General features: G+C 73.1%; 20 protein-coding genes. 11 read left to right on the top strand and 9 right to left on the bottom strand.

The window, feature by feature from the left end; genetic code table 11:
• The first annotated feature begins 10 nt into the window (after window positions 1–10).
• The 3 genes from ACH4KB_RS16730 to ACH4KB_RS16720 are packed head-to-tail and all read left to right on the top strand — an operon-like array spanning window position 11 to window position 3,038.
• Window positions 11–844 carry a DUF5819 family protein gene (locus tag ACH4KB_RS16730; RefSeq protein WP_398066890.1) on the top strand — a complete coding sequence of 278 codons (834 nt, stop codon included), beginning with the start codon at window positions 11–13 and terminating at the stop codon, window positions 842–844.
• Between the two features lie 50 nt (window positions 845–894).
• Window positions 895–2,301, top strand: a complete 1,407-nt coding sequence (locus ACH4KB_RS16725) for an HTTM domain-containing protein (RefSeq protein ID WP_398066687.1) — start codon at window positions 895–897, stop codon at window positions 2,299–2,301.
• Window positions 2,298–3,038 (top strand): TrmH family RNA methyltransferase, encoded by a 741-nt coding sequence (locus ACH4KB_RS16720; protein WP_398066686.1) that lies wholly within the window; start codon window positions 2,298–2,300, stop codon window positions 3,036–3,038. The genes ACH4KB_RS16725 and ACH4KB_RS16720 overlap by 4 nt, the downstream gene beginning before the upstream one ends.
• On the opposite strand, the gene paaN is transcribed toward ACH4KB_RS16720, so the two are convergent.
• Window positions 3,039–4,739: a phenylacetic acid degradation protein PaaN gene (gene paaN / locus ACH4KB_RS16715; RefSeq protein WP_398066685.1), complete on the bottom strand. Its 1,701-nt coding sequence runs from the start codon at window positions 4,737–4,739 to the stop codon at window positions 3,039–3,041.
• Between the two features lie 157 nt (window positions 4,740–4,896).
• Here paaN and ACH4KB_RS16710 point away from each other — a divergent pair, with 157 nt between their 5' ends.
• A complete protein-coding gene (locus ACH4KB_RS16710) occupies window positions 4,897–5,493 on the top strand; it encodes a TetR family transcriptional regulator (RefSeq protein ID WP_018957271.1) in 597 nt (198 codons plus the stop codon).
• A gap of 15 nt (window positions 5,494–5,508) precedes the next feature.
• On the opposite strand, the gene ACH4KB_RS16705 is transcribed toward ACH4KB_RS16710, so the two are convergent.
• Window positions 5,509–6,144: an Lrp/AsnC family transcriptional regulator gene (locus tag ACH4KB_RS16705; protein ID WP_398066889.1), complete on the bottom strand. Its 636-nt coding sequence runs from the start codon at window positions 6,142–6,144 to the stop codon at window positions 5,509–5,511.
• 237 nt (window positions 6,145–6,381) lie between these two features.
• On the opposite strand from ACH4KB_RS16705, the gene pdhA reads away from it, so the two are divergent.
• The 7 genes from pdhA (at window position 6,382) to ACH4KB_RS16670 (ending at window position 14,802) form a co-directional block, all read left to right on the top strand.
• A complete protein-coding gene (gene pdhA, locus ACH4KB_RS16700; protein WP_398066684.1) occupies window positions 6,382–7,542 on the top strand; it encodes a pyruvate dehydrogenase (acetyl-transferring) E1 component subunit alpha in 1,161 nt (386 codons plus the stop codon).
• On the top strand, window positions 7,539–8,570 hold the full coding sequence (locus tag ACH4KB_RS16695) for an alpha-ketoacid dehydrogenase subunit beta (RefSeq protein WP_398066683.1): 1,032 nt from the start codon (window positions 7,539–7,541) through the stop codon (window positions 8,568–8,570). The genes pdhA and ACH4KB_RS16695 overlap by 4 nt, the downstream gene beginning before the upstream one ends.
• A complete protein-coding gene (locus ACH4KB_RS16690; protein ID WP_398066682.1) occupies window positions 8,570–10,024 on the top strand; it encodes a dihydrolipoamide acetyltransferase family protein in 1,455 nt (484 codons plus the stop codon). Before ACH4KB_RS16695 ends, ACH4KB_RS16690 begins: the two co-directional genes overlap by 1 nt.
• A 99-nt stretch (window positions 10,025–10,123) precedes the next feature.
• Window positions 10,124–11,068, top strand: a complete 945-nt coding sequence (locus ACH4KB_RS16685; protein WP_398066681.1) for a DUF6457 domain-containing protein — start codon at window positions 10,124–10,126, stop codon at window positions 11,066–11,068.
• The gene (locus ACH4KB_RS16680; RefSeq protein WP_398066680.1) at window positions 11,065–12,684 is read left to right on the top strand and encodes a molybdopterin molybdotransferase MoeA; all 1,620 of its coding nucleotides are present in this window, start codon (window positions 11,065–11,067) and stop codon (window positions 12,682–12,684) included. The genes ACH4KB_RS16685 and ACH4KB_RS16680 overlap by 4 nt, the downstream gene beginning before the upstream one ends.
• Complete coding sequence (locus tag ACH4KB_RS16675; protein ID WP_398066679.1) at window positions 12,642–13,778, top strand: potassium channel family protein; 1,137 nt, start codon at window positions 12,642–12,644, stop codon at window positions 13,776–13,778. Before ACH4KB_RS16680 ends, ACH4KB_RS16675 begins: the two co-directional genes overlap by 43 nt.
• 31 nt (window positions 13,779–13,809) lie before the next feature.
• Entirely contained in the window at window positions 13,810–14,802 is a 993-nt protein-coding gene (locus ACH4KB_RS16670) for an NAD(P)H-quinone oxidoreductase (RefSeq protein WP_398066678.1), read from the top strand.
• Window positions 14,803–14,929: 127 nt separating this feature from the next.
• On the opposite strand, the gene ACH4KB_RS16665 is transcribed toward ACH4KB_RS16670, so the two are convergent.
• The 7 genes from ACH4KB_RS16665 to ACH4KB_RS16635 form a co-directional block, all read right to left on the bottom strand.
• The gene (locus ACH4KB_RS16665; protein ID WP_026290403.1) at window positions 14,930–15,478 is read right to left on the bottom strand and encodes a bacterial proteasome activator family protein; all 549 of its coding nucleotides are present in this window, start codon (window positions 15,476–15,478) and stop codon (window positions 14,930–14,932) included.
• A gap of 110 nt (window positions 15,479–15,588) precedes the next feature.
• Window positions 15,589–18,450, bottom strand: coding sequence for an FtsX-like permease family protein (locus ACH4KB_RS16660; protein ID WP_398066677.1), 2,862 nt, complete (start codon window positions 18,448–18,450; stop codon window positions 15,589–15,591).
• Window positions 18,447–19,229 carry an ABC transporter ATP-binding protein gene (locus ACH4KB_RS16655; RefSeq protein ID WP_398066676.1) on the bottom strand — a complete coding sequence of 261 codons (783 nt, stop codon included), beginning with the start codon at window positions 19,227–19,229 and terminating at the stop codon, window positions 18,447–18,449. Before ACH4KB_RS16655 ends, ACH4KB_RS16660 begins: the two co-directional genes overlap by 4 nt.
• Window positions 19,230–19,261: 32 nt before the next feature.
• Window positions 19,262–19,402: a hypothetical protein gene (locus tag ACH4KB_RS16650; protein WP_398066675.1), complete on the bottom strand. Its 141-nt coding sequence runs from the start codon at window positions 19,400–19,402 to the stop codon at window positions 19,262–19,264.
• 20 nt (window positions 19,403–19,422) lie between these two features.
• Window positions 19,423–20,046, bottom strand: coding sequence for a PadR family transcriptional regulator (locus tag ACH4KB_RS16645; RefSeq protein WP_398066674.1), 624 nt, complete (start codon window positions 20,044–20,046; stop codon window positions 19,423–19,425).
• Between the two features lie 105 nt (window positions 20,047–20,151).
• Complete coding sequence (locus tag ACH4KB_RS16640; protein WP_398066673.1) at window positions 20,152–20,892, bottom strand: hypothetical protein; 741 nt, start codon at window positions 20,890–20,892, stop codon at window positions 20,152–20,154.
• Between the two features lie 179 nt (window positions 20,893–21,071).
• The gene (locus ACH4KB_RS16635; protein ID WP_398066672.1) at window positions 21,072–22,715 is read right to left on the bottom strand and encodes a protein kinase; all 1,644 of its coding nucleotides are present in this window, start codon (window positions 22,713–22,715) and stop codon (window positions 21,072–21,074) included.
• Window positions 22,716–23,063 lie beyond the last annotated feature (348 nt).

Below are 23,063 nucleotides of genomic sequence, written 5' to 3'. Positions count from 1 at the left end.
TCGGGGCGGGATGGATTCGGACCACGACAGGAGCTCCGCGGGCGGGGGGAAGGACGTCTGGCCGCAGGCGTTGAACCGGCCGGCGGAGGCGCGGGACACCCCCGAAGCCATACCGCCGACACCCTTGGTGCCTGTCCCGGTGCCTGAGCCGGGCCCCTCGGCCACCGGCCGGGGCATAGCCGGGCTCTCCCTTCCCTACCAGGTGGTCGCGGCTCTGGCGCTGTCCCTGATCGGGCTGCTCGCCTGTACGCAGGTGGCCATGGTGTTCCTGCACGTCGCCCCGTCCAACACGCTGTCCAAACAGCACGGGAAGACGATCGACCGCTGGATCTACCCGGAGTTCGAGCAGAACTGGAAGCTCTTCGCTCCCAACCCTCTACAGCAGAACGTCGCCGTCCACGTGCGCGCCGACGTGGTGGGGGCCGACGGCCGCCGCACGACCAGGTGGATGAACCTGACGCACGAGGACGGCGAACAGATACGCGGCAACCTCTTCCCCAGCCACGTGGACCAGAACGAGCTCCGCCGGGGCTGGGACTTCTACGTCAATTCCCACGACAGCGAGAACCGCCCCAACGGTCTGCGCGGGGATCTCTCCGAGCGTTACGTGCGGCGCATCACGATGCTGCGGCTGAGCGAGCGCGACTACGGCGGCACGATCGAGCGCATCCAGCTCCGCTCCGCCACCAACTCCATCGCCCCGCCCCCGTGGAGCAACGAGAAGATCAGTACCCGGCCCGTCTACCGGGTACTCCCCTGGTGGACCGTGACGCCGGAAGATCTTCCCGGGCGCGACGCGGACCAGGTCCGGGACGAGGCGCGCGGCGTGGAGGAGAACCAGTGACCGTTCCCTCGCCGGCCGGCCCCCCGAGCGGGGGCCCTCAGAACGCCGGCATGCAGAACGCCGGCCCCCAGAGCATCGACCCGCGGAACGGCGGCCCCCGGAACGCCGGCACGCAGCCCCCGGCTTCCCGCCCGGCCGTGCTCCCTTCCGGCGGTTTCGGTGGTCCCGGCGGTGGCCCGGCCCGTGCCCTCCAGCGCGTCACCGCCTCGGCCCTCGGTCCGTACCAGAGCGCTGTCGTCCGGATCGGCTTCGCCGCCACGTACCTCTTCTTCCTGTTGCGCGAGCTGCCGAACCGCCATGAGCTGTACGGCCCGGACAGCCCGTGGCACTGGGACCTGGCGCGCCGGCTCACCAACGGCAACGAGGCCTTCTCCGTCCTGATGTGGACGGACAGCACGGTCTGGTTCGAGGCCGTGTACGCCCTCACGCTGCTGTCCGCCGCGGCCCTGCTGCTCGGGTGGCGGACCCGGACCATGTCCGTCCTCTTCATGGTCGGCGTGCTCTCGGTGCAGAACCGCAGCATCTTCATGGGCGACGGCGGCGACAACGTCGTCCACCTCATGGCGATCTACCTGGTGCTGACGCGCTGCGCCCAGGTCTGGTCGCTGGACGCCCGGCGGGCGGCGCGCGCCGGGCGCCGCGCCGCGGCGGGCCTGTCGCCCCCGCGGGACATCGTGGGCCCGGTGTTCTGGGTGCTCCTCGGCTACGTGCTCGTGACGGCCACGCTGATGGGCGGACTGGGCGGCACCTGGTGGCTCCCCACCCTGCTGTGGGTGATCTGGCTCTCCGCCGCCGCCTGGTGGGCCGTGGACCGCTACCTGCCGCACAGCGAGCCCCGCACCCTGCTCGATGTGCTGGCCAACCTCGCCCACAACGCCACACTCGCCGTGATCATGGCCGAGGTGTGCCTGATCTACGCGACCGCAGGCTGGTACAAGATCCAGGGATCGCGCTGGCAGGACGGCACCGCGCTCTACTACCCGCTCAACCTCGACTACTTCACCCCGTGGCCCGCCCTGTCGGACATCCTGGGCGCCAGCGGGCTGATGGTGATGGTGCTGACGTACGGCACGGTCATCGTGCAGGTCGCCTTTCCGTTCACGCTGTTCAACCGGCGCGTCAAGAACATTCTGCTGGTCGTGATGATCTGCGAGCACGCCGGAATCGCCCTGCTCCTGGGGCTGCCGTTCTTCTCCATGGCGATGATCGCGGCCGACGCCGTGTTCCTGCCGACGGCCTTCCTCATGTGGCTGGGAGCCCGCGCCACGATCGGCAGGCGGCGGCTGCTCTCCGGGCTGCCCGGCCGGCCGCGCACACCGGGGGAGGCCGGGGAGCCAGGGGCGGCCTCCGGCCCGGTCGGACCACCGGAGGCCGGGCCGGTGCAGGACGGCCGGGGCGGCGGCCCGGAGGAGCCCCGACGTCAGGGTGGCGCCGGGGGCCATACGCTCGTCGGGTGAGCAGTGAGACCGGCAGAACCCAGCAGACCCCCACAGCGGCGGAACCCCGCCCGGCGGAAGGCTCCCCGGCGGGGCCTCTTCAGGAGGAACCCCTCCAGTACGACGACGGCTACGGCCAGCCGGTCGGTGTCGGGCCGCACCCGCTGCCGTGGCCCGAGGGCGAGCGCTACGACCCCGAGCTGCTGGCCCAGGGCGACCGGCGCAACGTCGGTGACGCGTACCGCTACTGGACGCGGGAGGCGATCGTCGCCGATCTCGACCTGCGGCGGCACGACTTCCACGTCGCCGTGGAGAACTGGGGCCACGACTTCAACATCGGCTCGGTGGTGCGGACCGCCAACGCCTTCCTGGCCAAGGAGATCCACATCGTGGGCCGGCGGCGCTGGAACCGGCGCGGGGCCATGGTCACCGACCGCTACCAGCATGTGCGCCACCACCCCGACACGGCGGACCTGACCGCGTGGGCGGCGGCCGAGGGGCTGCCGATCATCGGGATCGACAACCTCCCCGGCGCCGTACCGCTGGAGCGCACCGAGCTGCCGCGCCGCTGCGTCCTGCTCTTCGGCCAGGAGGGGCCGGGCCTGACCGAGGAGGCGCGTGAGCACGCCTCCATGGTGTGCTCGATCGCGCAGTTCGGCTCGACCCGGTCCATCAACGCGGGCGCCGCCGCCGCCATCGCGATGCACGCGTGGGTGCAGCGCCATGCCGACGTCCCGGACCCGCGAGAGACCCCCTGATCACGCCTGGCGGCGCACCTCCACCACACGGAAGCGGTTGGCGACGAAGGCCCCGTCGCAGAGCGCCGCGTTCGCCGCGGGGTTGCCACCGGAGCCGTGGAAGTCGGAGAAGGCCGCTGTCTGGTTGACGTAGACCCCGCCGGTCAAGTTCAGCGAGAGCTGGGCGGACTCGTCCAGGCAGACGTCCTCGACGGCGCGCTCCACCTCGGGAGACGTGGTGTAGGCGCCGACCGTCATCGCCCCCTTGTCGCGGATCGTCCGGCGGAGCAGGTCCAGGGCGGCGGTCGTCGACTCGACGGCGACGGCGAAGGACACCGGCCCGAAGCACTCCGAGAGGTAGGCCGCGCCATCGTCGGTCTTGGTGCCGTCGAGCTTCACGATGACCGGCGTACGGACGACCGCGTCGGGGAATTCGGCGTTCGCGACCGTACGCGAGGGAAGGGCCACCTCGCCCAGCTCACCGGCCGCCTCCACCCGGGCCCTGACGTCCGGGTTGACCAGGGCGCCGAGCAGGGCGGACGCGCGCGCGTCGTCGCCGAGCAGTCCGGTGACGGCGGCCGCGATGTCGGCGACCACGTCGTCGTAGGACTTGGCGCCGCCGTCGGTGGCGATGCCGTCCCGGGGAATCAGCAGGTTCTGCGGGGTGGTGCACATCTGGCCGCTGTACAGCGAGAGCGAGAACGCCAGGTTGGCGAGCATGCCCCGGTAGTCGTCGGTGGAGTCGACGACGATCGTGTTGACACCGGCCTTCTCCGTGTAGACCTGGGCCTGGCGGGCGTTCTCCTCCAGCCAGTCACCGAAGGCGGTGGAGCCGGTGTAGTCGATGATCCGGATCTCGGGGCGGAGCGCGAGGGTCTTGGCGATGCCCTCGCCGGGCCGCTCGGCGGCCAGCGCGACCAGATTCGGGTCGAAGCCCGCCTCGGTCAGCACCTCGCGGGCGACGGACACCGTGAGGGCCAGCGGAAGCACGGCGCGCGGGTGCGGCTTGACCAGCACCGGGTTGCCGGTGGCGAGGGAGGCGAAGAGGCCGGGATAGCCGTTCCACGTGGGGAACGTGTTGCAGCCGACGAGCAGCGCGATGCCGCGGCCGGACGTGATGAACGACTTGTGCAGCTTCAGCGGATCGCGCTTGCCCTGCGGCTTGGACCAGTCGGCGGTCTCCGGGGTGCGGACCTGTTCCCGGTAGGCGTAGGCCACGGCCTCCAGGCCACGGTCCTGGGCGTGCGGGCCGCCCGCCTGGAACGCCATCATGAAGGCCTGGCCGCTCGTGTGCATCACGGCGTGGGCCAGCTCGTGGGTGCGGGCGCTGATCCGCGACAGGATCTCCAGACAGACCAGGGCCCGGATCTCCGGTCCCGCCGCCCGCCAGGCGCCCGTGCCGGCCTTCATCGCCGGAAGCAGGACATCGAGGTCGGCGTGCGGATACTCGACGCCGAGCTCCGGACCGTACGGCGAGACCTCGCCGCCGGTCCAGCCGTCGGTGCCGGGCTGCCCCAGGTCGAGACGGGTGTTCAGGACGGCGTCGAAGGCGGCCTTGCCCTCGGCCGCGCCGAGACTGCCCGGGGCACCGCCCTCCCCGTAGGCCTTCGGGTGCTCGGGGTGCGGCGACCAGTACGCGCGGGTGCTGATCGTGTCGAGGGCCTGGTCGAGCGTGGGCCGGTGGGTCTCGGACAGCTGCTGGGGGGTGAGCACGGCGGCCATGGCGGACCAACTCCTCATCGAGCCGGGCGGGGACGTACGGACGGAGTTAGAGTAACCGAACGATCGGTCGGGACAAGGGCCCCCGGGGGAACCTGTGGACAACTTCGACGGTCCCCGCCTGTGCGGGGCCGATCCCTCATGGGGGAGGATCGCGGACATGACCACGGCCAAGCGGGACACGTACACCCCGGAGACCCTGCTCACCGTCGCTGTCCGTGTCTTCAACGAGCGCGGCTACGACGGCACCTCCATGGAGCATCTCTCCCGGGCGGCGGGCATCTCGAAATCCTCCATCTACCACCATGTGGCGGGCAAGGAGGAGCTGTTGCGCCGGGCCGTGAGCCGGGCGCTCGACGGTCTCTTCGCCATCCTCGACGAGCCGGGGGCGCAGCGCGGGCGCGCGGTCGAGCGGGTCGAGTACGTCACGCGCCGGACGGTCGACCTGCTGATGGCCGAGGTCCCCTACGTCACCCTGCTGCTGCGTGTGCGCGGCAACACGAAGACGGAGCGTTGGGCGCTGGAGCGGCGCCGCGAGTTCGACCAGCGGGTGTCGGAGCTGCTCCAGGCGGCGGTCACCGAGGGCGACCTCCGGGCGGACGTGGACATACGGCTGGCGACCCGGCTCCTGTTCGGCATGGTCAACTCGCTGGTCGAGTGGTACCGGCCGCAGCCGGGCGGTTTCCCGGGGGAGGAGCAGCTCGCGGACACCATCGTCCAGCTGGCCTTCGAGGGGCTGCGGGCGAACGGCCGCTGAGTCCGCCCGTCGCGGTCAGGCGAGCTCGGCCGGCCGGTCCGGGCGCGGTCCGAGGTCCGTCTCCTCGAACACCAGGAGGGTGCGCGTCGAGAGCACCTCGGGGATGGACTGGATCCGGGTGAGGACCAGCTCCCGCAGCGCCCGGTTGTCCGGCGTGTGCACCAGGAGCAGTACGTCGAAGTCGCCGCTGACCAGGGCGATGTGTGTGGCCCCCGGCAGCGCCTGAAGCTGCTCGCGTACGGTGCGCCAGGAGTTCTGCACGATCTTGAGCGTGATGTACGCGGACGCCCCCTGGCCCGCCCGCTCGTGGTCGACCCGGGCGCCGAAGCCGCGGATCACGCCGTCCTCGACGAGCCGGTTGATCCGGGCGTAGGCGTTGGCGCGCGAGACGTGGACCCGTTCGGCCACGGAACGTATCGACGCGCGCCCGTCCGTCTGGAGGATGCGGAGGATGTCGCGGTCGATGGCGTCCAGTGGCCGCGCGGGCGGGACCGGGGGCTCCGCCGCCGGGCGGTCGGGTGCGGCCGACGGGACGACCGCGGACGCGGCCTGCGGTACGGACGAGGGCGCGGTCGACGGCGTGGCGGAGGGTGCGATCGGCGGCGTGCCGGCGGGCGCGGCCTGGCGCGGCTCCTCGCCCCTGTCGGCCATTTGTTCAGCTGCCATCTGCCCGCGCCTCCCTGTTGTGGACGACCTGTCCCTATCCCAGGCTGTGGAGAACCGTTTGTCCACAGGCTGGCGGCGCCTGTAGCCAAAATGCCCCCGCGACCGAACAATCGGTAGGTGAGGCACACCACACCCGTGCCCCGCCCACCCCTCGACATCTCGCTCCCTGTCGACCCCCGATCGACCACCCCCGATCTCCCTCGATGCCAGGAGGTGCTTCTCATGACGGTCCAAGAGCTGCCCGGCGCGGCCGCCTACCGGCCCACGCCGCCCCCGGCCTGGAAGCCGATCACCGACCCCGCCCCGCTGCTCCCGGACCCGGAGCCCTACCGGGTGCTCGGTACGGACGCGGTCGCCGACGTCGACCCCGAGCTGTTGCTCCGGCTCCACGCCGAGCTGGTCCGCGGGCGCCGCTACAACGCCCAGGCCACCGCGCTGACCAAGCAGGGCCGGCTGGCGGTCTACCCGTCGAGCACCGGCCAGGAGGCGTGCGAGATCGCCGCGGCCCTGGTCCTGGAGGAGCGCGACTGGCTCTTCCCCAGCTACCGCGACACGCTGGCCGCTGTCGCGCGCGGCCTGGACCCGGTCGAGGCGCTGACCCTGCTGCGGGGCGACCGGCACACCGGCTACGACCCGCGCGAGCACCGCATCGCCCCGCTGTGCACCCCCCTGGCCACCCAGCTCCCGCACGCGGTGGGGCTGGCGCACGCCGCCCGGCTCAAGGGAGACGACGTGGTGGCGCTCGCCATGGTGGGCGACGGTGGCACCAGCGAGGGCGACTTCCACGAGGCGCTGAATTTCGCGGCCGTCTGGAAGGCCCCGGTCGTCTTCTTCGTCCAGAACAACGGCTTCGCGATCTCCGTTCCGCTGGCCAAGCAGACCGCCGCCCCCTCCCTCGCCCACAAGGCCGTCGGCTACGGGATGCCGGGGCGCCTCGTCGACGGCAATGACGCCGCCGCGGTGCACCAGGTCCTCGGCGAGGCCGTGGCACGGGCCCGGCGCGGCGAGGGCCCGACCCTGGTCGAGGCCGTCACCTACCGCATGGAAGCCCATACGAACGCCGACGACGCCACCCGCTACCGGGGCGACAGCGAGGTCGAGGCCTGGAAGGCGCACGACCCGGTGCGGCTGCTGGAGCGCGAGCTGACGGAGCGCGGGCTGCTGGACGACGCGGGCATCGAGCGGGCGAAGGAGGCCGCGGAACGCATGGCCGCCGCCCTGCGTGACCGGATGAACGCGGATCCGGAGCTGGCCCCGATGGACCTGTTCACGCATGTCTACGCCGAGCAGACCAGCCAGCTCCGGGAGCAGGCGGCCGCCCTGCGTGCCGAGCTGGACGCCGAGCAGGACCACGACGAGCACGACGCGGAGGCGGGACGATGACGACCGCGGCAGCGACGGCCGACGGACGTCGGACGAAGGCGAAACCGGCCACGATGGCGCAGGCCCTCGGGCGCGCGCTCCGCGACTCGATGGCAGAGGACCCCACCGTGCACGTGCTCGGTGAGGACGTGGGCACGCTCGGCGGGGTCTTCCGGATCACCGACGGGCTGGCGAAGGAGTTCGGCGACGACCGCTGCACCGACACCCCGCTGGCCGAGGCGGGCATCCTCGGCGCGGCCGTCGGCATGGCGATGTACGGGCTGCGGCCCGTGGTGGAGATGCAGTTCGACGCGTTCGCCTACCCGGCGTTCGAGCAGCTGATGAGCCATGTCGCGAAGATGCGCAACCGCACGGGTGGGGCAATGCCGCTGCCCATCACCGTGCGGGTGCCGTACGGCGGCGGGATCGGCGGGGTCGAGCACCACAGCGACTCCTCCGAGGCGTACTACATGGCCACCCCCGGCCTGCACGTCGTCACACCGGCCACGGTCGACGACGCGTACGGGCTGCTGCGGGAGTCGATCGCCTCGGACGACCCGGTGATCTTCCTGGAGCCCAAGCGGCTCTACTGGTCCAAGGCCGACTGGTCGCCCGAGGCTCCCGCCGCGGTCGAGCCGATCGGCAGGGCCGTGGTGCGCCGTCCTGGCCGCAGCGCCACGCTGATCACGTACGGGCCCTCCCTGCCGGTCTGCATGGAGGCCGCCGAGGCGGCGGTCGCCGAGGGCTGGGACCTCGAAGTGGTGGACCTGCGCTCGTTGGTGCCGTTCGACGACGAGACGGTGGCCGCTTCGGTGCGGCGCACCGGGCGCGCGGTCGTCGTCCATGAATCCCCCGGATTCGGCGGGCCCGGCGGTGAGATCGCGGCCCGGATCACCGAGCGGTGCTTCCACCACCTGGAGGCTCCGGTGCTGCGGGTGGCCGGGTTCGACATCCCCTACCCGCCGCCCATGCTGGAGCGGCACCATCTGCCGGGCGTGGACCGGGTGCTCGACGCGGTGGCCCGGTTGCAGTGGGAGGCGGACAGCTGATGGCCAAGGTGCTCGAATTCAAGCTGCCGGACCTCGGTGAGGGACTGACCGAGGCGGAGATCGTCCGCTGGCTGGTGGAGGTCGGCGAGGTCGTCGCCATCGACCAGCCCGTCGTCGAGGTCGAGACGGCCAAGGCCATGGTGGAGGTGCCCTGCCCCTACGGGGGCGTGGTGACCGCGCGGTTCGGCGAGGAGGGCACGGAACTTCCCGTCGGCGCACCGCTGCTGACGGTCGCCGTCGGAGCGCCGGCGGGGCTGGATCCCGCCGGGGCGTCCCCGTCGTCCGCAGTCCCCTCCACCGCCTCCACCGCCTCCGCCACGGAGTCTTCGGGCGGCTCGGGGAACGTGCTCGTGGGGTACGGGACGGGCGCACCCGCCGCGCGGCGTCGGCGCATCCGGCCGGACCGACTCGGCCGGACGGCCGCCCAGTCCCCGGGGCCCGACGCCCCCGGGGCCGACGCGCTCGCGCTCGCCCCGGCGGCGTCCGCCACGGCTCCCGCGACCGACGCCCCCGCGGCTGCGGCTGTCGCTGTGTTGAACGGGCAGGGTCCCGTGCCGGTGATCTCTCCGCTGGTACGCCGGCTGGCCCGGCAGAACGACATCGATCTGCGGCGGCTGGAAGGCTCGGGTCCCGAGGGGCTGATCCTGCGCGCCGACGTCGACGGCGCGATCCGGCAGGCTGAGGAGACCGCGGCGGCGACGGCACGTGTGGCCCGGGCGCCGGCCCAGGCGCCTGCGGCTCCCGCGGCTCCGGCCGCCGAACGGATTCCGCTGCGTGGGGTGCGCGGAGCGGTCGCCGACAAGCTGTCGCGGAGCCGGACCGAGATCCCGGACGCCACCTGCTGGGTCGACGCGGACGCCACCGAGCTGATGGCGGTCAGGGCCGCGATGAACGCCGCCACGGGCCCGTCCGCCGGGCCGAAGGTGTCGGTCCTGGCCCTGCTGGCGAGGATCTGCACGGCGGCGCTGGCCCGGTTCCCCGAGCTCAACTCCACCGTGGACACGGCGGCCCGGGAGATTGTCCGGCTGCCCGGCGTGCACCTCGGGTTCGCGGCCCAGACCGAGCGGGGCCTCGTCGTTCCGGTCGTCCGGGACGCGCACACCCGTAACGTCGAGTCGATCGGGGCCGAGATCGCCCGGCTGACCGAGCTGGCGCGGACCGGGAAGCTGAGCCCGGCCCAGCTGACCGGTGGCACGTTCACGCTGAACAACTACGGGGTGTTCGGGGTCGACGGTTCGACGCCGATCATCAACCACCCGGAAGCGGCGATGCTCGGCGTCGGCCGGATCATGCCCAAGCCATGGGTGCACCAGGGCGAACTGGCCGTACGTCAGGTCGTCCAGCTGTCCCTCACCTTCGATCACCGGGTGTGCGACGGCGGAACGGCGGGCGGCTTCCTCCGGTATGTGGCGGACTGCGTGGAGCAGCCGGCGGTGCTGCTGCGCACCCTGTAGCCGACCGGCCGGCGCCCCGTCGGACGCGCCCTTCCGGGGCCGGCCCTTCCGGCCACCCCGGCGGGGGCGTCGCCCCGGGCCGCCGCCCATACTCGACGTATGACCGCCTATGACGTGATCGTCCTTGCCGGCGGGGCCGCGAAGCGGCTCGGCGGCGCCGACAAGCCAGGAGTCCGGGTGGGCGGCCGGGCGCTGCTCGACCGGGTGCTCGCGGCGTGCGACGGCGCGGCGCTCACCGTCGTGGTGGGCGGTCGCCGCGCCACCGTCAGGCCGGTGCTCTGGACCCGGGAAGTGCCCGAGGGCGGCGGCCCGTTGGCGGCGCTGGGGGCGGGGTTGCGGCTGACGACGGCGGAGCGCGTTCTCGTCCTCTCCGCCGACCTTCCGTTCCTCGGCGCGGGGACGGTCGACGTGCTGCTCGCCGCGGCCGGGCAGCACGGCCGGGAAGGGGCCCTGTGCACCGACCCCGGGGGGCGTGACCAGCCGCTGGTGGCCGCCTACCGCGCCGAGCCGCTCCGCCGGGAGCTGGCCCTGCTCGCCACCGAGTACGGGGGGCTCGCCGGGCTGCCGTTGCGGCTCCTGACGGCGGAGCTCGATCTGGCCCGGGTCGACGCGGGCCCCGACGCCGCGTTCGACTGCGACACTTGGGGTGACATCGCGGCGGCCAGAGCCCGGATCAGGGAGCATGGGGCCGTGCTGGACGAATGGATCACCTCGGTCAAGAACGAACTGGGAATCGAACTCGACGTCGATACCGGTGTCCTGCTCGACCTCGCCCGTGACGCGGCGCACGGAGTGGCCCGCCCCGCCGCACCGCTCACGACCTTCCTGGTCGGGTACGCGGCGGCCAGGGCGAGCGCGGGCGCGGGTCCCGACGAGGCCGCGGCAGCGGTCACGGAGGCCGCTCGCAAGGCCACCGCCCTGGCTCTGCGCTGGGAAGCGGAAGCGAACGCGGAGACGAACGCAGAAGCTCGCCCGGAGACGAACGCAGAAGCGAACCCGGAGACGAAGCCCGGCGCGGGGCGCGAAGGGACCGGGGCCCCATGACCGGCCCCGACCCGGTCGGGCCCGGCCGCTCCCGCCGTGACCCGGACGACGTCGCCCAGGCGGAGGCGGAGGCGGAACGGGCCGTCGAGCAGGCGCTCGCCCTGGTCGGCGGGGCGCGATGCGGCCCGGGCCGGGACCCCGACCGCCGACGGGACGCCTCCGCCGGCGGCCCGCGCGGTGACGCGGACGACGCCCCCACCGGCAGCCCCCACTCCACCCGTAACAGCGCCAACAGCGCCAACAGCGCGGCCCCGGGCGGCCCGGCCTCGACCGGCGCCCCGCCCCCGGTCCCGCCCCTCACCTGGGACCGGGCGCGGGCGGTCGCGGCGCGAGCCGGACGGGCGGCTCCGCTCGCGGCGATCCGGTTGCCGCTCGACCGCGCGCTCGGGCATGTGCTGGCCGAGCCGCTCGGCGCGCTCACCGATCTGCCGTCCTTCGACACCTCGGCCATGGACGGCTGGGCGGTCGCCGGGCCGGGGCCCTGGGCGTTCGGGGCCGGGGCGGGGCTCCTCGCCGGACGCAACCCCGGCACCGCGCTGCCCGACGGCACCGCCGTACGGATCGCCACCGGCGCCCGCGTCCCGCCCGACACCACGGCGGTCCTCCGCAGCGAGCACGCGCACGCCGACGAGGCCAGGGGGCTGCTGCACGCCAGGCGGCCGGTGGTCGCCGGGCAGGACGTCAGACCCCGGGGCCAGGAGTGCCGTTCGGGCGAGCAGCTCGTCCCGGCCGGGACGGTCGTGACCCCGGCCGTGCTCGGTCTCGCCGCGGCCGCCGGGTACGACGCGCTGCCCGCCGTGCCCCGTCCGCGCGTCGACATCCTCGTCCTCGGCGACGAACTGCTCGCCTCCGGCCTGCCGCACGACGGGCTCATCCGCGACGCCCTCGGCCCCATGCTCGGCCCCTGGCTCCGGGCCCTGGGCGCCGAGGTCTCCGGGCCCCGCCGCCTCGGCGACGAAGCGGAAGCGCTGCGCGACGCCCTCACCGGCTCCGACGCCGACCTGATCGTCACGACCGGCGGCACCGCCTCCGGCCCGGTCGACCATGTGCACCCGGTCCTCGACTCCCTCGGGGCCGAACTCCTGGTGGACGGGGTCGCGGTCCGCCCCGGCCACCCCATGCTGCTGGCACGGCTGCCGGCTTCAGCACCGTCGAAGCGACCGCCGGACGGACAGCCGCAGGGCCCGCCGGACGGACAGCCGCAGGGCCCGCCGGACGGACAGCCGCAGGGTCCGCCGGACGGGCCCTATCTGGTCGGGCTGCCCGGCAATCCGCTCGCGGCCGTATCAGGCCTGCTGACGCTCGTGGAGCCGCTGCTCGCGGGGCTCGCGGGCCGCCCCGCCCAGGACGCGTACCGGGCTCTCGTCCATGCCGAGGTGCACGGGCATCCGCACGACACCCGCCTCGTCCCCGTGGTCCACCGCGCGGGGCGGGCGGGTGGCCGGGACCATGTCGCACCGCTGCGCTACAACGGGCCCGCGATGCTGCGGGGAATCGCCGCGGCGGACGGGCTGGCCGTGGTGGTGCCGGGCGGGGTACGGTCCGGCACCGAGGTGGAGATTCTGGATCTCCCATGGGCCCCGGCGACGCCGTGGACGGAAGGGTGTTTCACGTGAAACTTCCCGGCCACGATGCGATGGCCAGGCGAGCCGAAGAAGTGGTCGTGCCGACCCGGGTGATGCTGCCCCGCCGGGTCGTCGACGGCCCGGCCCGCCAGGTCGGCAAGCGCCTGCTGATGGCGCTGCTCGTACTGACCGCGACCGTGCTGATCGTCTGGCTCGACCGCGGCGGCTACAACGACAGTGCCGACGGCGAGGTCGATCTGCTCGACGCGGTCTACTACGCGACGGTCACCCTCTCCACCACCGGGTACGGGGACATCACACCGTTCAGCGACGGGGCCAGGCTGATCAACGTGGTGCTCGTGACACCGCTGCGCGTGCTCTTCCTGATCATCCTGGTCGGTACCACTCTCGAAGTCCTCACGGAACGGACCCGAGAGGACTTCCGGCTGAAGCGTTGGAGATCCAACTTGCGTGACCACACCGTCGTCGTCGGCTTCGGTACGAAGGGCCGCTCGGCGATCCTGACTCTCTGCACCACCGGCCTGCGGAAGGACCAGATCGTCGTCGTCGATCCGGCCACCAAGGTGATCGAGGCCGCCAACGCCGAGGGCTTCACCGGCGTGCTCGGCGACGCCACCCGCAGTGACGTATTGCTGCGCGCCGAGCTCCAGAAGGCGCGTCAGATCATCATCGCCACCCAGCGCGACGACACGGCCGTCCTGGTGGCCTTGACCGCACGTCAGCTGAACCGCGGGGCGAAGATCGTGGCGGCGGTGCGCGAGGAGGAGAACGCTCCCCTGCTGCGGCAGTCCGGCGCCGACGCCGTGATCACCAGCGCCAGTGCCGCCGGGCGGCTGCTCGGCCTCTCCGTCCTCAGCCCCAGCGCGGGCACGGTGATGGAGGACCTGATCCAGCAGGGCAGCGGCCTCGACCTGGTGGAACGGCCGGTCATAAAGGCCGAGGTGGGCAAGAACGTACGGGAGACGGACGACCTCGTCGTCAGCGTCCTGCGCGGGCACCGGCTGCTCGGCTACGACGATCCGGCGGCCAGCCCGTTGCAGCTGACGGACCGGGTCATCACCATCGTGCGGAAGAGCCCCAGCTCCACCACCACGCCGAACAACTCGATGCCGCCGCGCCCCTGAACGCACGCCGTGCCGGAGTAGCCTCGCGGCCATGCATGCGATCACGATTCCTGAACCCGGCGGCCCCGAGGCGCTCGTGTGGGCCGAGGTGCCCGATCCCGTACCCGGCGAGGGCGAGGTACTCGTCGAGGTCGTCGCCTCCGCCGTGAACCGTGCGGACGTGCTCCAGCGGCAGGGCTTCTACAACCCGCCGCCCGGCGCGTCCCCCTACCCCGGCCTGGAGTGCGCGGGCCGGATCAGCGCGCTCGGTCCCGGGGTGACCGGCTGGGCGGTCGGCGACGCCGTGTGCGCGCTGCTGGCGGGCGGCGGCTACGCGGAGAAGGTCGCCGTGCCGGCGGGCCAGCTCCTCCCCGTACCGGAGGGCGTCGACCTGGTGGAGGCCGCGGCGCTCCCCGAGGTCACCGCGACGGTGTGGTCCAACGTCTTCATGGTGGCCCACCTCCGCCCCGGCGAGACCTTCCTGGTGCACGGCGGCTCCAGCGGCATCGGCACGATGGCGATCCAGCTGGCGAAGGCGGTCGGGGCCCGGGTCGCGGTCACGGCGGGCAGCCCGGAGAAGCTCGCCCGGTGTGCCGAGCTGGGGGCGGACATCCTCATCAACTACCGCGAGCAGGATTTCGTCGAGGAGCTGCGGGAGAACACGGCCGGGTCGGGGGCCGACGTCATCCTGGACCTCATCGGCGCCAAGTACCTGGACCGGAACGTCTCGGCGCTCGCCGTCAACGGCCGCCTGGCGATCATCGGGCTCCAGGGCGGGGCCAAGGGCGAGCTGAATCTCGGCGCCCTGCTGACCAAGCGGGCCGCCGTCACCGCGACCTCCCTGCGGGGCCGCCCGCTCCACGAGAAGGCCGCCATCATGGCCGCCGTACGCGAGCACGTGTGGCCGCTGATCGCGGACGGGGTGGTCCGGCCGGTGGTGGACCGGGCGCTGCCGATGGCGGACGCCGCCGAGGCGCACCGGGTGCTGGAGTCCAGCGCGCACATCGGGAAGGTGCTGTTGGTCGCGCCGTCGGCCGGCGCCTGACCCCGTGCACCGTCACCGTTGAACGGCCACGACGAGGGGCCCGGCGCACACCGTGGTGTGCGCCGGGCCCCTCGCGGTCGGTCCTCCGGCTTCAGGAGGCGGATACAGGGGGACGGGGGACGGGGGGTTACAGATACGGGCCCGAACGGATCGGGCCGTGCGGGTCCGCGCCGCCCTCCTCGTCCTCGTGTCCCGTGCCGGGCGGCAGGGCCCGGCGCATCTGCTCCAGCTGGGCGCGGGCCGCCATCTGCTGCGCGAACAGCGCCGTCTGGATGCCGTGGAACAGGCCCTCCAGCCAGCCCACGAGCTGTGCCTGGGCGATCCGCAGCTCGGCCTCGGAAGGCACCGACTCCTCGGTGAACGGCAGGGAGAGCCGCTCCAGCTCCTCGACCAGCTCGGGCGCCAGGCCGTCCTCCAGCTCCTTCACGGAGCTGGCGTGGATCTCCTTGAGCCTGACCCGGCTCGCCTCGTCGAGAGGGGCCGCCCTGACCTCCTCCAGAAGCTGCTTGATCATGCTGCCGATGCGCATGACCTTCGCGGGCTGTTCCACCATTTCCGTCACCGGGACCTCGCGCGACTCGTCGTCACTGGCACCGCCGCCGATAGCCATTCCGTCCTGGCCCACGACAAGGACCTGCGGGTGCTCCTGCGACCGGTCATTCCTCGGCATTTCCATGCCGCCATTGTCTCGCACACGTGCCGTACCCCACGTTGGTGCCCCCGGAAACGGATGATCCACCGTCTTCGGGGGCACCGGAACCCTTCCGGGAGTGCCGGAAGTGCCTGTCACCCCGCGCGTCGGGCCAGGGTCAGCCGGGAGCTGGTGAGGCCGGCGGCCAGGAGTCCGGCGAGCAGCGGGACGACCAGGGCCAGCAGCCCGACGGTCTCCCACGGCATCACGATCGGCGTGTAGGCCGACTCCATCGGATCCTCCCGCATGTCCGCCAGCGCCGCGCGCAGGTCGGTCAGCCGCAGGGCGACCGCCGGCACGAGCCCCGCCGCCGTCCCCAGGAGCACCCCGGTCAGGGCGACGACCAGGCACTGGAAGCCGGACAGCGAACGCCGTACCCCCGGGGGTGCGCCCACCGCGCTGAGCGTGGTGAGGTCGGCCTCCGCGTCGGCCTTGGACAGCCCGGTCGTGATGGCCGCCGCGCCCAGGGTCACCACCCCGGCGAAGAGGGCGAGGAGCAGCAGGACGGTGTCGGTGTCGTCGTTCCTGCGGAACGTCTCGTTCGACGTCATCAGGTAGGCGCGGTTCCCGGCCTGTTCGAACGCGGCGTGGGTCGCCTGGCTCTCGGCGTCCGTGGCATCGCGGTCGAGCGTGTAGAAGCTGCCGTACTCCTCGACGTGCAGGCCGAGCCGTTGTGCGGTCTTCTCCGGCATGACCATCCGGATGCCCGGCGTCGCCGCGTAGCGGTCCGGTGCGACGTAGACCTTCAGCCGGTCGGTGGTGACGCGGGTCTTGCCGGGGTGCAGGGCCCGGTTCTTCTTGTCGCGGTCGTTGTAGGCGTGGGTGGCCTTCAGGGCGACCTCGCCGTTCTTCGCGTACGCCGAGTTGAGCAGGACGGGCGTGCCCTCTGCCAGGGCCTTCGCCGCCGCCGGGTCCTGCAGTTTCACGTACGAGTCGAGCACGTCCGCGCCCCCGACGACGATCTTGTCGCCGCCGGTGCCGAACGCGACCATCGTGTAGTGCTCGTCCATGCAGGCCGGGGAGTTCATCAGCCGTTTGTGCTCGTCGGCAGAGATCCGCAGGGCCAGCTCCTTGGCGCCCTTTCCCTTCAGCGGGCAGGAGTGGCCCTTGCCGGTGGGCTTGACGAGTTCGAGGGTGCCGCAGCCGTTCTCCTCGTCGTAATAGACCATGCAGTCGCTGCCGGCCCAGACCCGGCTGATGTCGGCGCGTGCGCCGCTGACCGGGAAGTTCTGCTCGACGGCGGCCCGGGCGCGGGGCAGTTCGGCGCCGTCGCCGGTGTCGGCGGCCATCAGCGCGACGGTGCCCGGGGTCAGATTGGGCTCGTAGTCGTAGGCCTGCTCGGCGGCGGTGCTGCTGGTGTACGTGGCGATGGCGACGCTGCCCGCGACGGCCGCCATCACGGCGGCGACGGCGGGTGCGGTGCGGCCCCGGTTGCGGGCCGCGTCGCGCAGGGCGATGCGGGGTGTCAGCGGGAGCCGTCGGCCGAGCCGGCCGAGGAAGCCGACGATCACCGGGATGCAGCCGAGGACGCCCAGTTCGGCGAGGACGGATCCTCCGGCGACGAAGGCGGTGTCGCCGGCCACCCCGCCGTAGACCGCGACCGCGACGCCGGTCGTGAGCGCCACGACACCGACGACGGGCAGGACGCGGGAGCCGCGGCGGGTGCCGCGCCGGCCGGTGAGCGACTCCAGGACGGACTGGCGGCCCGCGACGATCGCCGGGGCGAGCGCGGCGAGGACGCCGGTGACCAGGCCGAGCAGGGCGATGCCGAGGATCTCCCAGGGCCGCACGGTCAGTTCGCCGAAGCGGCTGCCCGCGTAATCCTCGATCATCGGGCGGAACAGGGCGGTCAGGCCGAATCCGGCGCCGACCCCGGCCACCGCGCCGACCGCGCCGAGCACCGCGCCACCGGCGAGCACCACGGCCCGGACCTGGCCCCGGCTGCCGCCGCACGAGCCGACCAGGCCGAGCTGCCGACGTGAACGGCGGGCGCCCACGGCGAACGCGGGACCGGCCAGCAGCACGATCTCCAGGACCGCCATGGCGGCCACCGTGAGCACCGCCGCGGTCAGCTCCGTGTCCGTGTCGTACGCCATGCTCGTCGCGGCCATCGGGACCTCGGAGCCCGGCGGCGGATCCAGGGCGACCTGGCGGGAGACGACCACCACCCCCCTGTCGTTGGCGGCGAGGATGTCCTGCCAGGTCACGCCCGCGCCGGGCGGGCCCTGGACCAGCCAGTCCGGGTCGCTCGCCTGGGGTGGCAGGACGTTCTTGTCGCGGTCGGCGGTCTTCTGCCACGGGGCGATGACCGAGCCGGGGACCGCGTACAGGGAGTCCGCCCGCAGGTCGGCGGGGAGTTCGACCGCTCCGGTGAGGGTGTAGGACCTGCCGGGGCCGCGCACGGTGACGCGGTCGCCGATGGACAGGCCGGACGCCTCGATGAACTTCTCGGTCGCCGCGATCTCGTTCTCGGCCCGGGGGTAGGCGCCGTCGGTCAGCTCGATCCGGCCGCGCAGCATCGGGTCGGCGATGGACAGTTCGGTGATCTGGGTGTCCGCGATGCCGTGCCGGGTGGTCACCGAGGCGGGAACGCTCCGCTCGGTGAGGTGCCGTGACCCCTCGGGGAAGGTGGCGGGCACGTCGACCGGCCGCTCCTGTTCCTCGGGGGTCGGGTTCGGCGCGCCGTCGAGCGGACCCCAGTTGACGCCGTCGGGCATCTGCTGGAGCTTCACCGGGCCCATGCTCGTGGCCGAGAACCGGGCGTCGGCCGCCCCCAGTTCACCGGTCAGCTCCTCGGCCCTGGTGGGCAGCGCGCTGCGGTAGGTGAGGTCGGCGGCGGTCACGCCGAGGACCGGCAGGGCGATCATCGCGACGACCAGGGCGCTGCGGCCCTTGGCCCGTACGGCGTCGCGCCGGGCTATGCGGAAGGCGGCGCGCCAGCCGGGGAGCGGGTTCACGTGGCGGCCTCGGCGGTTCCGGCGGAGAGCAGGGAGTCGGCCCCGGTGGTCAGCGTCTGGTCGACGATCGAGCCGTCCCGGAGGAACACGACCCGGTCGGCCCAGGCCGCGTACCGGGGCTCATGGGTCACCATGACGCCGGCCGCGCCCTGGTCGCAGCGGGTGCGCAGCAGGGCGAGGACGGCCTCGCCGGTCTCGGAGTCGAGCGCTCCGGTCGGCTCGTCGGCGAGGACGAGGCGCCGGTCGCCGACGAGGGCGCGGGCGATGGCGACGCGCTGCTGCTGGCCGCCGGACATCTCGTCGGGGAAGCGGTCGGCGATCTCCTCCAGCTTCAGCTCGGCCAGCGCGGCGAGGGCCTCCTTGCGGGCCTTGCGCACGGAGACGCCGTCGAGTTCGCGGGGCAGCGCGATGTTCTCGGCGGCGGTCAGGGCGGGGATGAGGTTGTAGTCCTGGAAGACGTAGCCGACGCTGCGGCGGCGCAGTGCGGCCATCCCCTTGGGGCCCAGGGCGGCGATGTCCTGGCCCTCGATGACCACCTGGCCGCTGGTGGCGGTGTCGAGTCCGCCGGCCAGGGTCAGCAGGGTGGACTTGCCGGAGCCGGAGGGGCCCATCACGGCGACCAGTTCGCCCGGGTGCACGGCGAGCTGGATCCCGCGCAGGGCGTGCACCTCGGCGACGCCGGAGCCATGGGTACGGGTCAGCGCCCGCAGTTCGAGTACGGGGCTGCCGCCGGGCGTCCCGGAGGACGGCGGGGGCGGGGGTGTGGCGGACGAAGGCATGGCGGGTGGTTCCCCCCTGGGAACGGACGGGGTCAGGTGTGGGCGGCGGTGGGGCCGGGGATGTGGGCGGCGCCGGTGGGGCCCGGGGAGTGGGCGGCGGCGGTGCTCGGGATGCTGGCGGTGGTGGTGCTGCCCGGGGTGTGGCCGGCGGCGGTGCCGGGACGGGCGCCCACCGGTACCGCGGGAGTCGGCGTCAGCGCCTGGACCGGGTCCGGCCGGCCAGTGAGCGGGCCGGACCGCGGGTGGCCGCGGGGCCGGGCTCGGCGGAGGGTTCGGTCGCGGCGGCCTCGGCGAGGCGGACGAGCCGGGACTCGCAGTGGTCGAGCCAACGGGCCTCGGCCTCCGCCTGGAAGATCAGCTGCTCCACGACGAGCAGCCAGGCGACCTCGTCCCGGTTGGCGGGGACGTCGGCCAGGGCCTGGGCCTTGAGCCGGGTGTAGTCCTGCATCGCCTTGAGCGTGTGGTGGCGCTGGGACTGGATGACGTCCCGGATGTCGACGCCGGGCGCGCCCACGGCCATGGCGAGCTTGATGGCCAGTTCGTCACGGGGCGGACTGGTGCGGTCCACCGGCGTCTCGAACCAGGAGCGCAGCTCCGTGCGGCCGTCGTCGGTGATCGCGTAGAGGTCGTGCCCGGCGTCGTCCGAGCCCTCCTGGACGATCATGCCGTCACGCTCCAGACGGCTGAGCGTCGTGTAGACCTGCCCGATGTTCAGGGGCCAGGTGGAGCCGGTGCGCGACTCGAACTCGGTGCGGAGCTGGGACCCGTAACGAGGGCCCCGCTCCAGCAGGGCCAGCAGGCCGTGACGAATGGACATACTGAGTATGTATACCGAGTATGTTTGTCCTGGCAAGTCCCGCCGGCCCGGCCCGGCGGGGACGCGACAGGGGGATGCGACGTTCAGTTCGTCCGGCGCAGGCGTTCAGTTCGTCCGGCGCATACGGAAGGCGAGGAAGCCGAGTCCCAGCCCGACCAGCGCGATGCCCGTACCGAGCGACACCTGTTGCACCCGGCGTACCGACGCGGCGTCCAGAGCCTGCCCGGACCGGGTCCCCGGAGCGGTGAAGGCGCTGGGCGGCGGGGTGGAAGCGGGCAGGTCGATCGGGTCCACGAGATCCGTAGCGGGCTCGTCCTCCGGCGCCGGCTCCTCGGCCCGCGCCAGCTCCAGCGGGGTCAGCGAACGTCCGGGCCGCGCCTTGCCCGCCCCGGCCTCGCGCCCGGCCAGGGGGGCGGTCGACCCGGATACGGCGGGGGAAGCGGAAGCGGAAGGGGAGGAGGAGGCGGAGGCCGGCGAGTCGGACCCGGGACCGGCGGGGGCCTGCGGCCCGTGCCCGGTCGCTGCCGGGGGAGGCGGGGCCGGGCCGGTTGCCGCCGCTCCGGAGACCGGGACGCCGGACCGCTCGGGCAGGGCGGAGGGGAGCGCCGACGGGGACGTGGAGCCCGGCGGTACGGGCCGTGGCGCAGCCGGACGGGCAGGGGCCGCGGACGCGGTGGCGGCGGGGCTCGACGTCCCCGGGGCTGAGGTCGTGGCGGTGCGGGACGGGCCCTCGGGCGCCGGTGCACCGTGGGCGGAGCCGCCCAGCGGCCCCAGCGCCGCTCCGGCCGCCGCCATCAGACAGACCGCACACCTCGACGACCATGCGGCCGGAAGTCCTGGAGCCATGAGATCAGCGTCACACGGGCCCCCTCATCCGGCATCCCGGACGCGGTATCCGGAAATACGGGCCCTGATAGTGCACCGATAGTGCCCTGATAGCGGTCCGGGACGGAGATGCGCGGGCCCGGAACGGTCACCTCCGGACACCGCCCGGCCGGACGGTGTCGCGACAGATGAACGGCGGATCAGGAGGGCTTGCCGGTGGAGACCTGGAGCTCGAAGTGGGCGCCGCGCTCGGAAACGGCCGCGCCGGAGGACGGGAACTGGCCGACGACCTGGCCGTCGGCGTAGGTGTTGCCCTTCTCCTCGATCTCCTTGATGGTCCATCCCGCGGCGGCCGCGCACGCCTTCGCGGACAGGATGTCCTTGTAGACGAAGTTCGGGGCCTGGACCTTCGCCGGGTCGTTGGAGTCCTCGGAGGCGTTCGTGCAGTCCGTGGTCTTCATCGTCCGGTTGCGCTCCGGCGGGCGGTACCCCTCCACCTCGGCGGTGCCCGGGTCGCCGCCCTTGCCCGCCTCGTCGTCCTTGTCGCCGTCCTGGAGGGCGATCGCGGTGATCAGACCGCCGACGGCCAGCAGCGCGACGACGATCGAACCGACGACGACCGGCATGTTCCGCTTGGAGCCGCCGGCGGCGGTGGTGCCCACGGCCGTCGAGTGCTGCGGGCTGATCGAGTACGGCGGCGGGGTCTGGTGGGCCAGCGGTCCCGGGCCCTGATAGCCCTGGGCCGCCTGCGGATAGCCGTAGCTCGGCGTGGGCGCCGGGGTCGGCCGGCTGTACGGGCCCGGCTGGTGGGGCTGCTGCTGCGGATGCGGCTGGTACGGCGTCTGGACGCTCTGGGGCGCCTGGGCGCTCTGGTCGACCGGCGGGAACACCGCCGAGCCGACACCGGAGCCGCTGTTGGCGGGCCCGCCGCCGGCCACGATCATCGGGGCGCCGGTCTGGCCGCCGGAGGCGTTCAGCACGCGGGCGATCTCGTCGCGCATCGCGGCGGCGCTGGGGAAGCGCTCGTTCGGGTTCTTCTTGAGCGCGCGGGCGACGAGGGCGTCCATCGCCGGGGTGACCGACCGGTTGATGCTGGACGGCGCGACCGGCTCCTCCTGCACATGCGCGTACGCGATGGCCAGCGGCGAGTCCGCGTCGAACGGGATCCGGCCGGTGAGCAGCTGGAAGAGCATGATGCCCACCGAATACAGGTCGGACCGGGCGTCGACGCCGCGGCCGAGGGCCTGCTCGGGGGAGAGGTACTGCGGGGTGCCGACGACCATGCCGGTCTGCGTCATCGAGGTGACACCGGACTGCATGGCACGGGCGATGCCGAAGTCCATGACCTTGACGATGCCGCGCTTGGTCATCATCACGTTGCCGGGCTTGATGTCCCGGTGGACCAGTCCCATCTCGTGGCTGGTCTCCAGCGCGGCGAGCACGTCCGCCGTCACCTTGAGGGCCTTGTCGGCGGGCATCGCGCCATGACTGCGGATGTCGGCGGCCAGCACCGAGCCGAGCGGCTGCCCCTCGACGTACTCCATGACGATGTACGGCATCAGCGCACCGCCGAGCTCGTCCTCGCCGGTGTCGAAGACGGAGACGATGTTGGTGTGCTGGAGCTTGGCGACCGCCTGCGCCTCGCGCCGGAAGCGCTCGCGGAAGGACTGCTCGCGGCCGAGCTCCGTGTGCAGGGTCTTGATCGCGACCTGGCGGTCGAGGGCGGAGTCGTAGGCCAGGTATACGGACGCCATCCCGCCCTCGCCGAGCAGGTCGCGCAGCTGGTAGCGGCCGCCCGCGACCGCCCCGCCCGCGTAGCGGCCCTGTGCGCCGTCCTGGCTCATGACTTGCATCCCCCTCGGCGGCGCGCGGTCGCACGCGGTGTATCCGTCTGACGTCGTTTCTGTCTGACGTGGTTGCGTGCGGCGCGGTTCCGTACAACGCGATTACGCGCCAAGTCTGCCGTAGGGGTCCGACACGTCAAGCCGGGTGCCCGTTCCGTGACCCTACGCACAAGAAGCGTCTCGGAAGCGTTACAGGAAACGCATCAAATCCATGGGTAGGACGCGCCGGGCGGTCCGATGTTCCTGCCGCAGCGGAACCGTGGTGTCCGGTGGAGGCTGTAGCGTGACGCTGCAATGCAGCAAGGCACCGTGAGAACCCGCGGACGCGCGGACAGATACGACGGCGAG

Origin of the sequence: Streptomyces sp. NPDC017520 (genome assembly GCF_044329855.1) — a bacterium.
GTDB lineage: Bacteria > Actinomycetota > Actinomycetes > Streptomycetales > Streptomycetaceae > Streptomyces.
This window is presented reverse-complemented; position numbering and strand designations above follow the sequence as displayed.

Bases quoted from the DNA above. Each gene is read 5' to 3' on its own strand.
- ACH4KB_RS16730 (WP_398066890.1), top strand. From the start codon at position 11: ATGGATTCGGACCACGACAGGAGCTCCGCGGGCGGGGGGAAGGACGTC.
- ACH4KB_RS16725 (WP_398066687.1), top strand. From the start codon at position 895: ATGCAGAACGCCGGCCCCCAGAGCATCGACCCGCGGAACGGCGGCCCC.
- paaN (WP_398066685.1), bottom strand. From the start codon at position 4,739: ATGGCCGCCGTGCTCACCCCCCAGCAGCTGTCCGAGACCCACCGGCCC.
- ACH4KB_RS16710 (WP_018957271.1), top strand. From the start codon at position 4,897: ATGACCACGGCCAAGCGGGACACGTACACCCCGGAGACCCTGCTCACC.
- ACH4KB_RS16705 (WP_398066889.1), bottom strand. From the start codon at position 6,144: ATGGCCGACAGGGGCGAGGAGCCGCGCCAGGCCGCGCCCGCCGGCACG.
- pdhA (WP_398066684.1), top strand. From the start codon at position 6,382: ATGACGGTCCAAGAGCTGCCCGGCGCGGCCGCCTACCGGCCCACGCCG.
- ACH4KB_RS16695 (WP_398066683.1), top strand. From the start codon at position 7,539: ATGACGACCGCGGCAGCGACGGCCGACGGACGTCGGACGAAGGCGAAA.
- ACH4KB_RS16690 (WP_398066682.1), top strand. From the start codon at position 8,570: ATGGCCAAGGTGCTCGAATTCAAGCTGCCGGACCTCGGTGAGGGACTG.
- ACH4KB_RS16685 (WP_398066681.1), top strand. From the start codon at position 10,124: ATGACCGCCTATGACGTGATCGTCCTTGCCGGCGGGGCCGCGAAGCGG.
- ACH4KB_RS16680 (WP_398066680.1), top strand. From the start codon at position 11,065: ATGACCGGCCCCGACCCGGTCGGGCCCGGCCGCTCCCGCCGTGACCCG.
- ACH4KB_RS16675 (WP_398066679.1), top strand. From the start codon at position 12,642: ATGGGCCCCGGCGACGCCGTGGACGGAAGGGTGTTTCACGTGAAACTT.
- ACH4KB_RS16670 (WP_398066678.1), top strand. From the start codon at position 13,810: ATGCATGCGATCACGATTCCTGAACCCGGCGGCCCCGAGGCGCTCGTG.
- ACH4KB_RS16665 (WP_026290403.1), bottom strand. From the start codon at position 15,478: ATGGAAATGCCGAGGAATGACCGGTCGCAGGAGCACCCGCAGGTCCTT.
- ACH4KB_RS16655 (WP_398066676.1), bottom strand. From the start codon at position 19,229: ATGCCTTCGTCCGCCACACCCCCGCCCCCGCCGTCCTCCGGGACGCCC.
- ACH4KB_RS16645 (WP_398066674.1), bottom strand. From the start codon at position 20,046: ATGTCCATTCGTCACGGCCTGCTGGCCCTGCTGGAGCGGGGCCCTCGT.
- ACH4KB_RS16640 (WP_398066673.1), bottom strand. From the start codon at position 20,892: ATGGCTCCAGGACTTCCGGCCGCATGGTCGTCGAGGTGTGCGGTCTGT.
- ACH4KB_RS16635 (WP_398066672.1), bottom strand. From the start codon at position 22,715: ATGAGCCAGGACGGCGCACAGGGCCGCTACGCGGGCGGGGCGGTCGCG.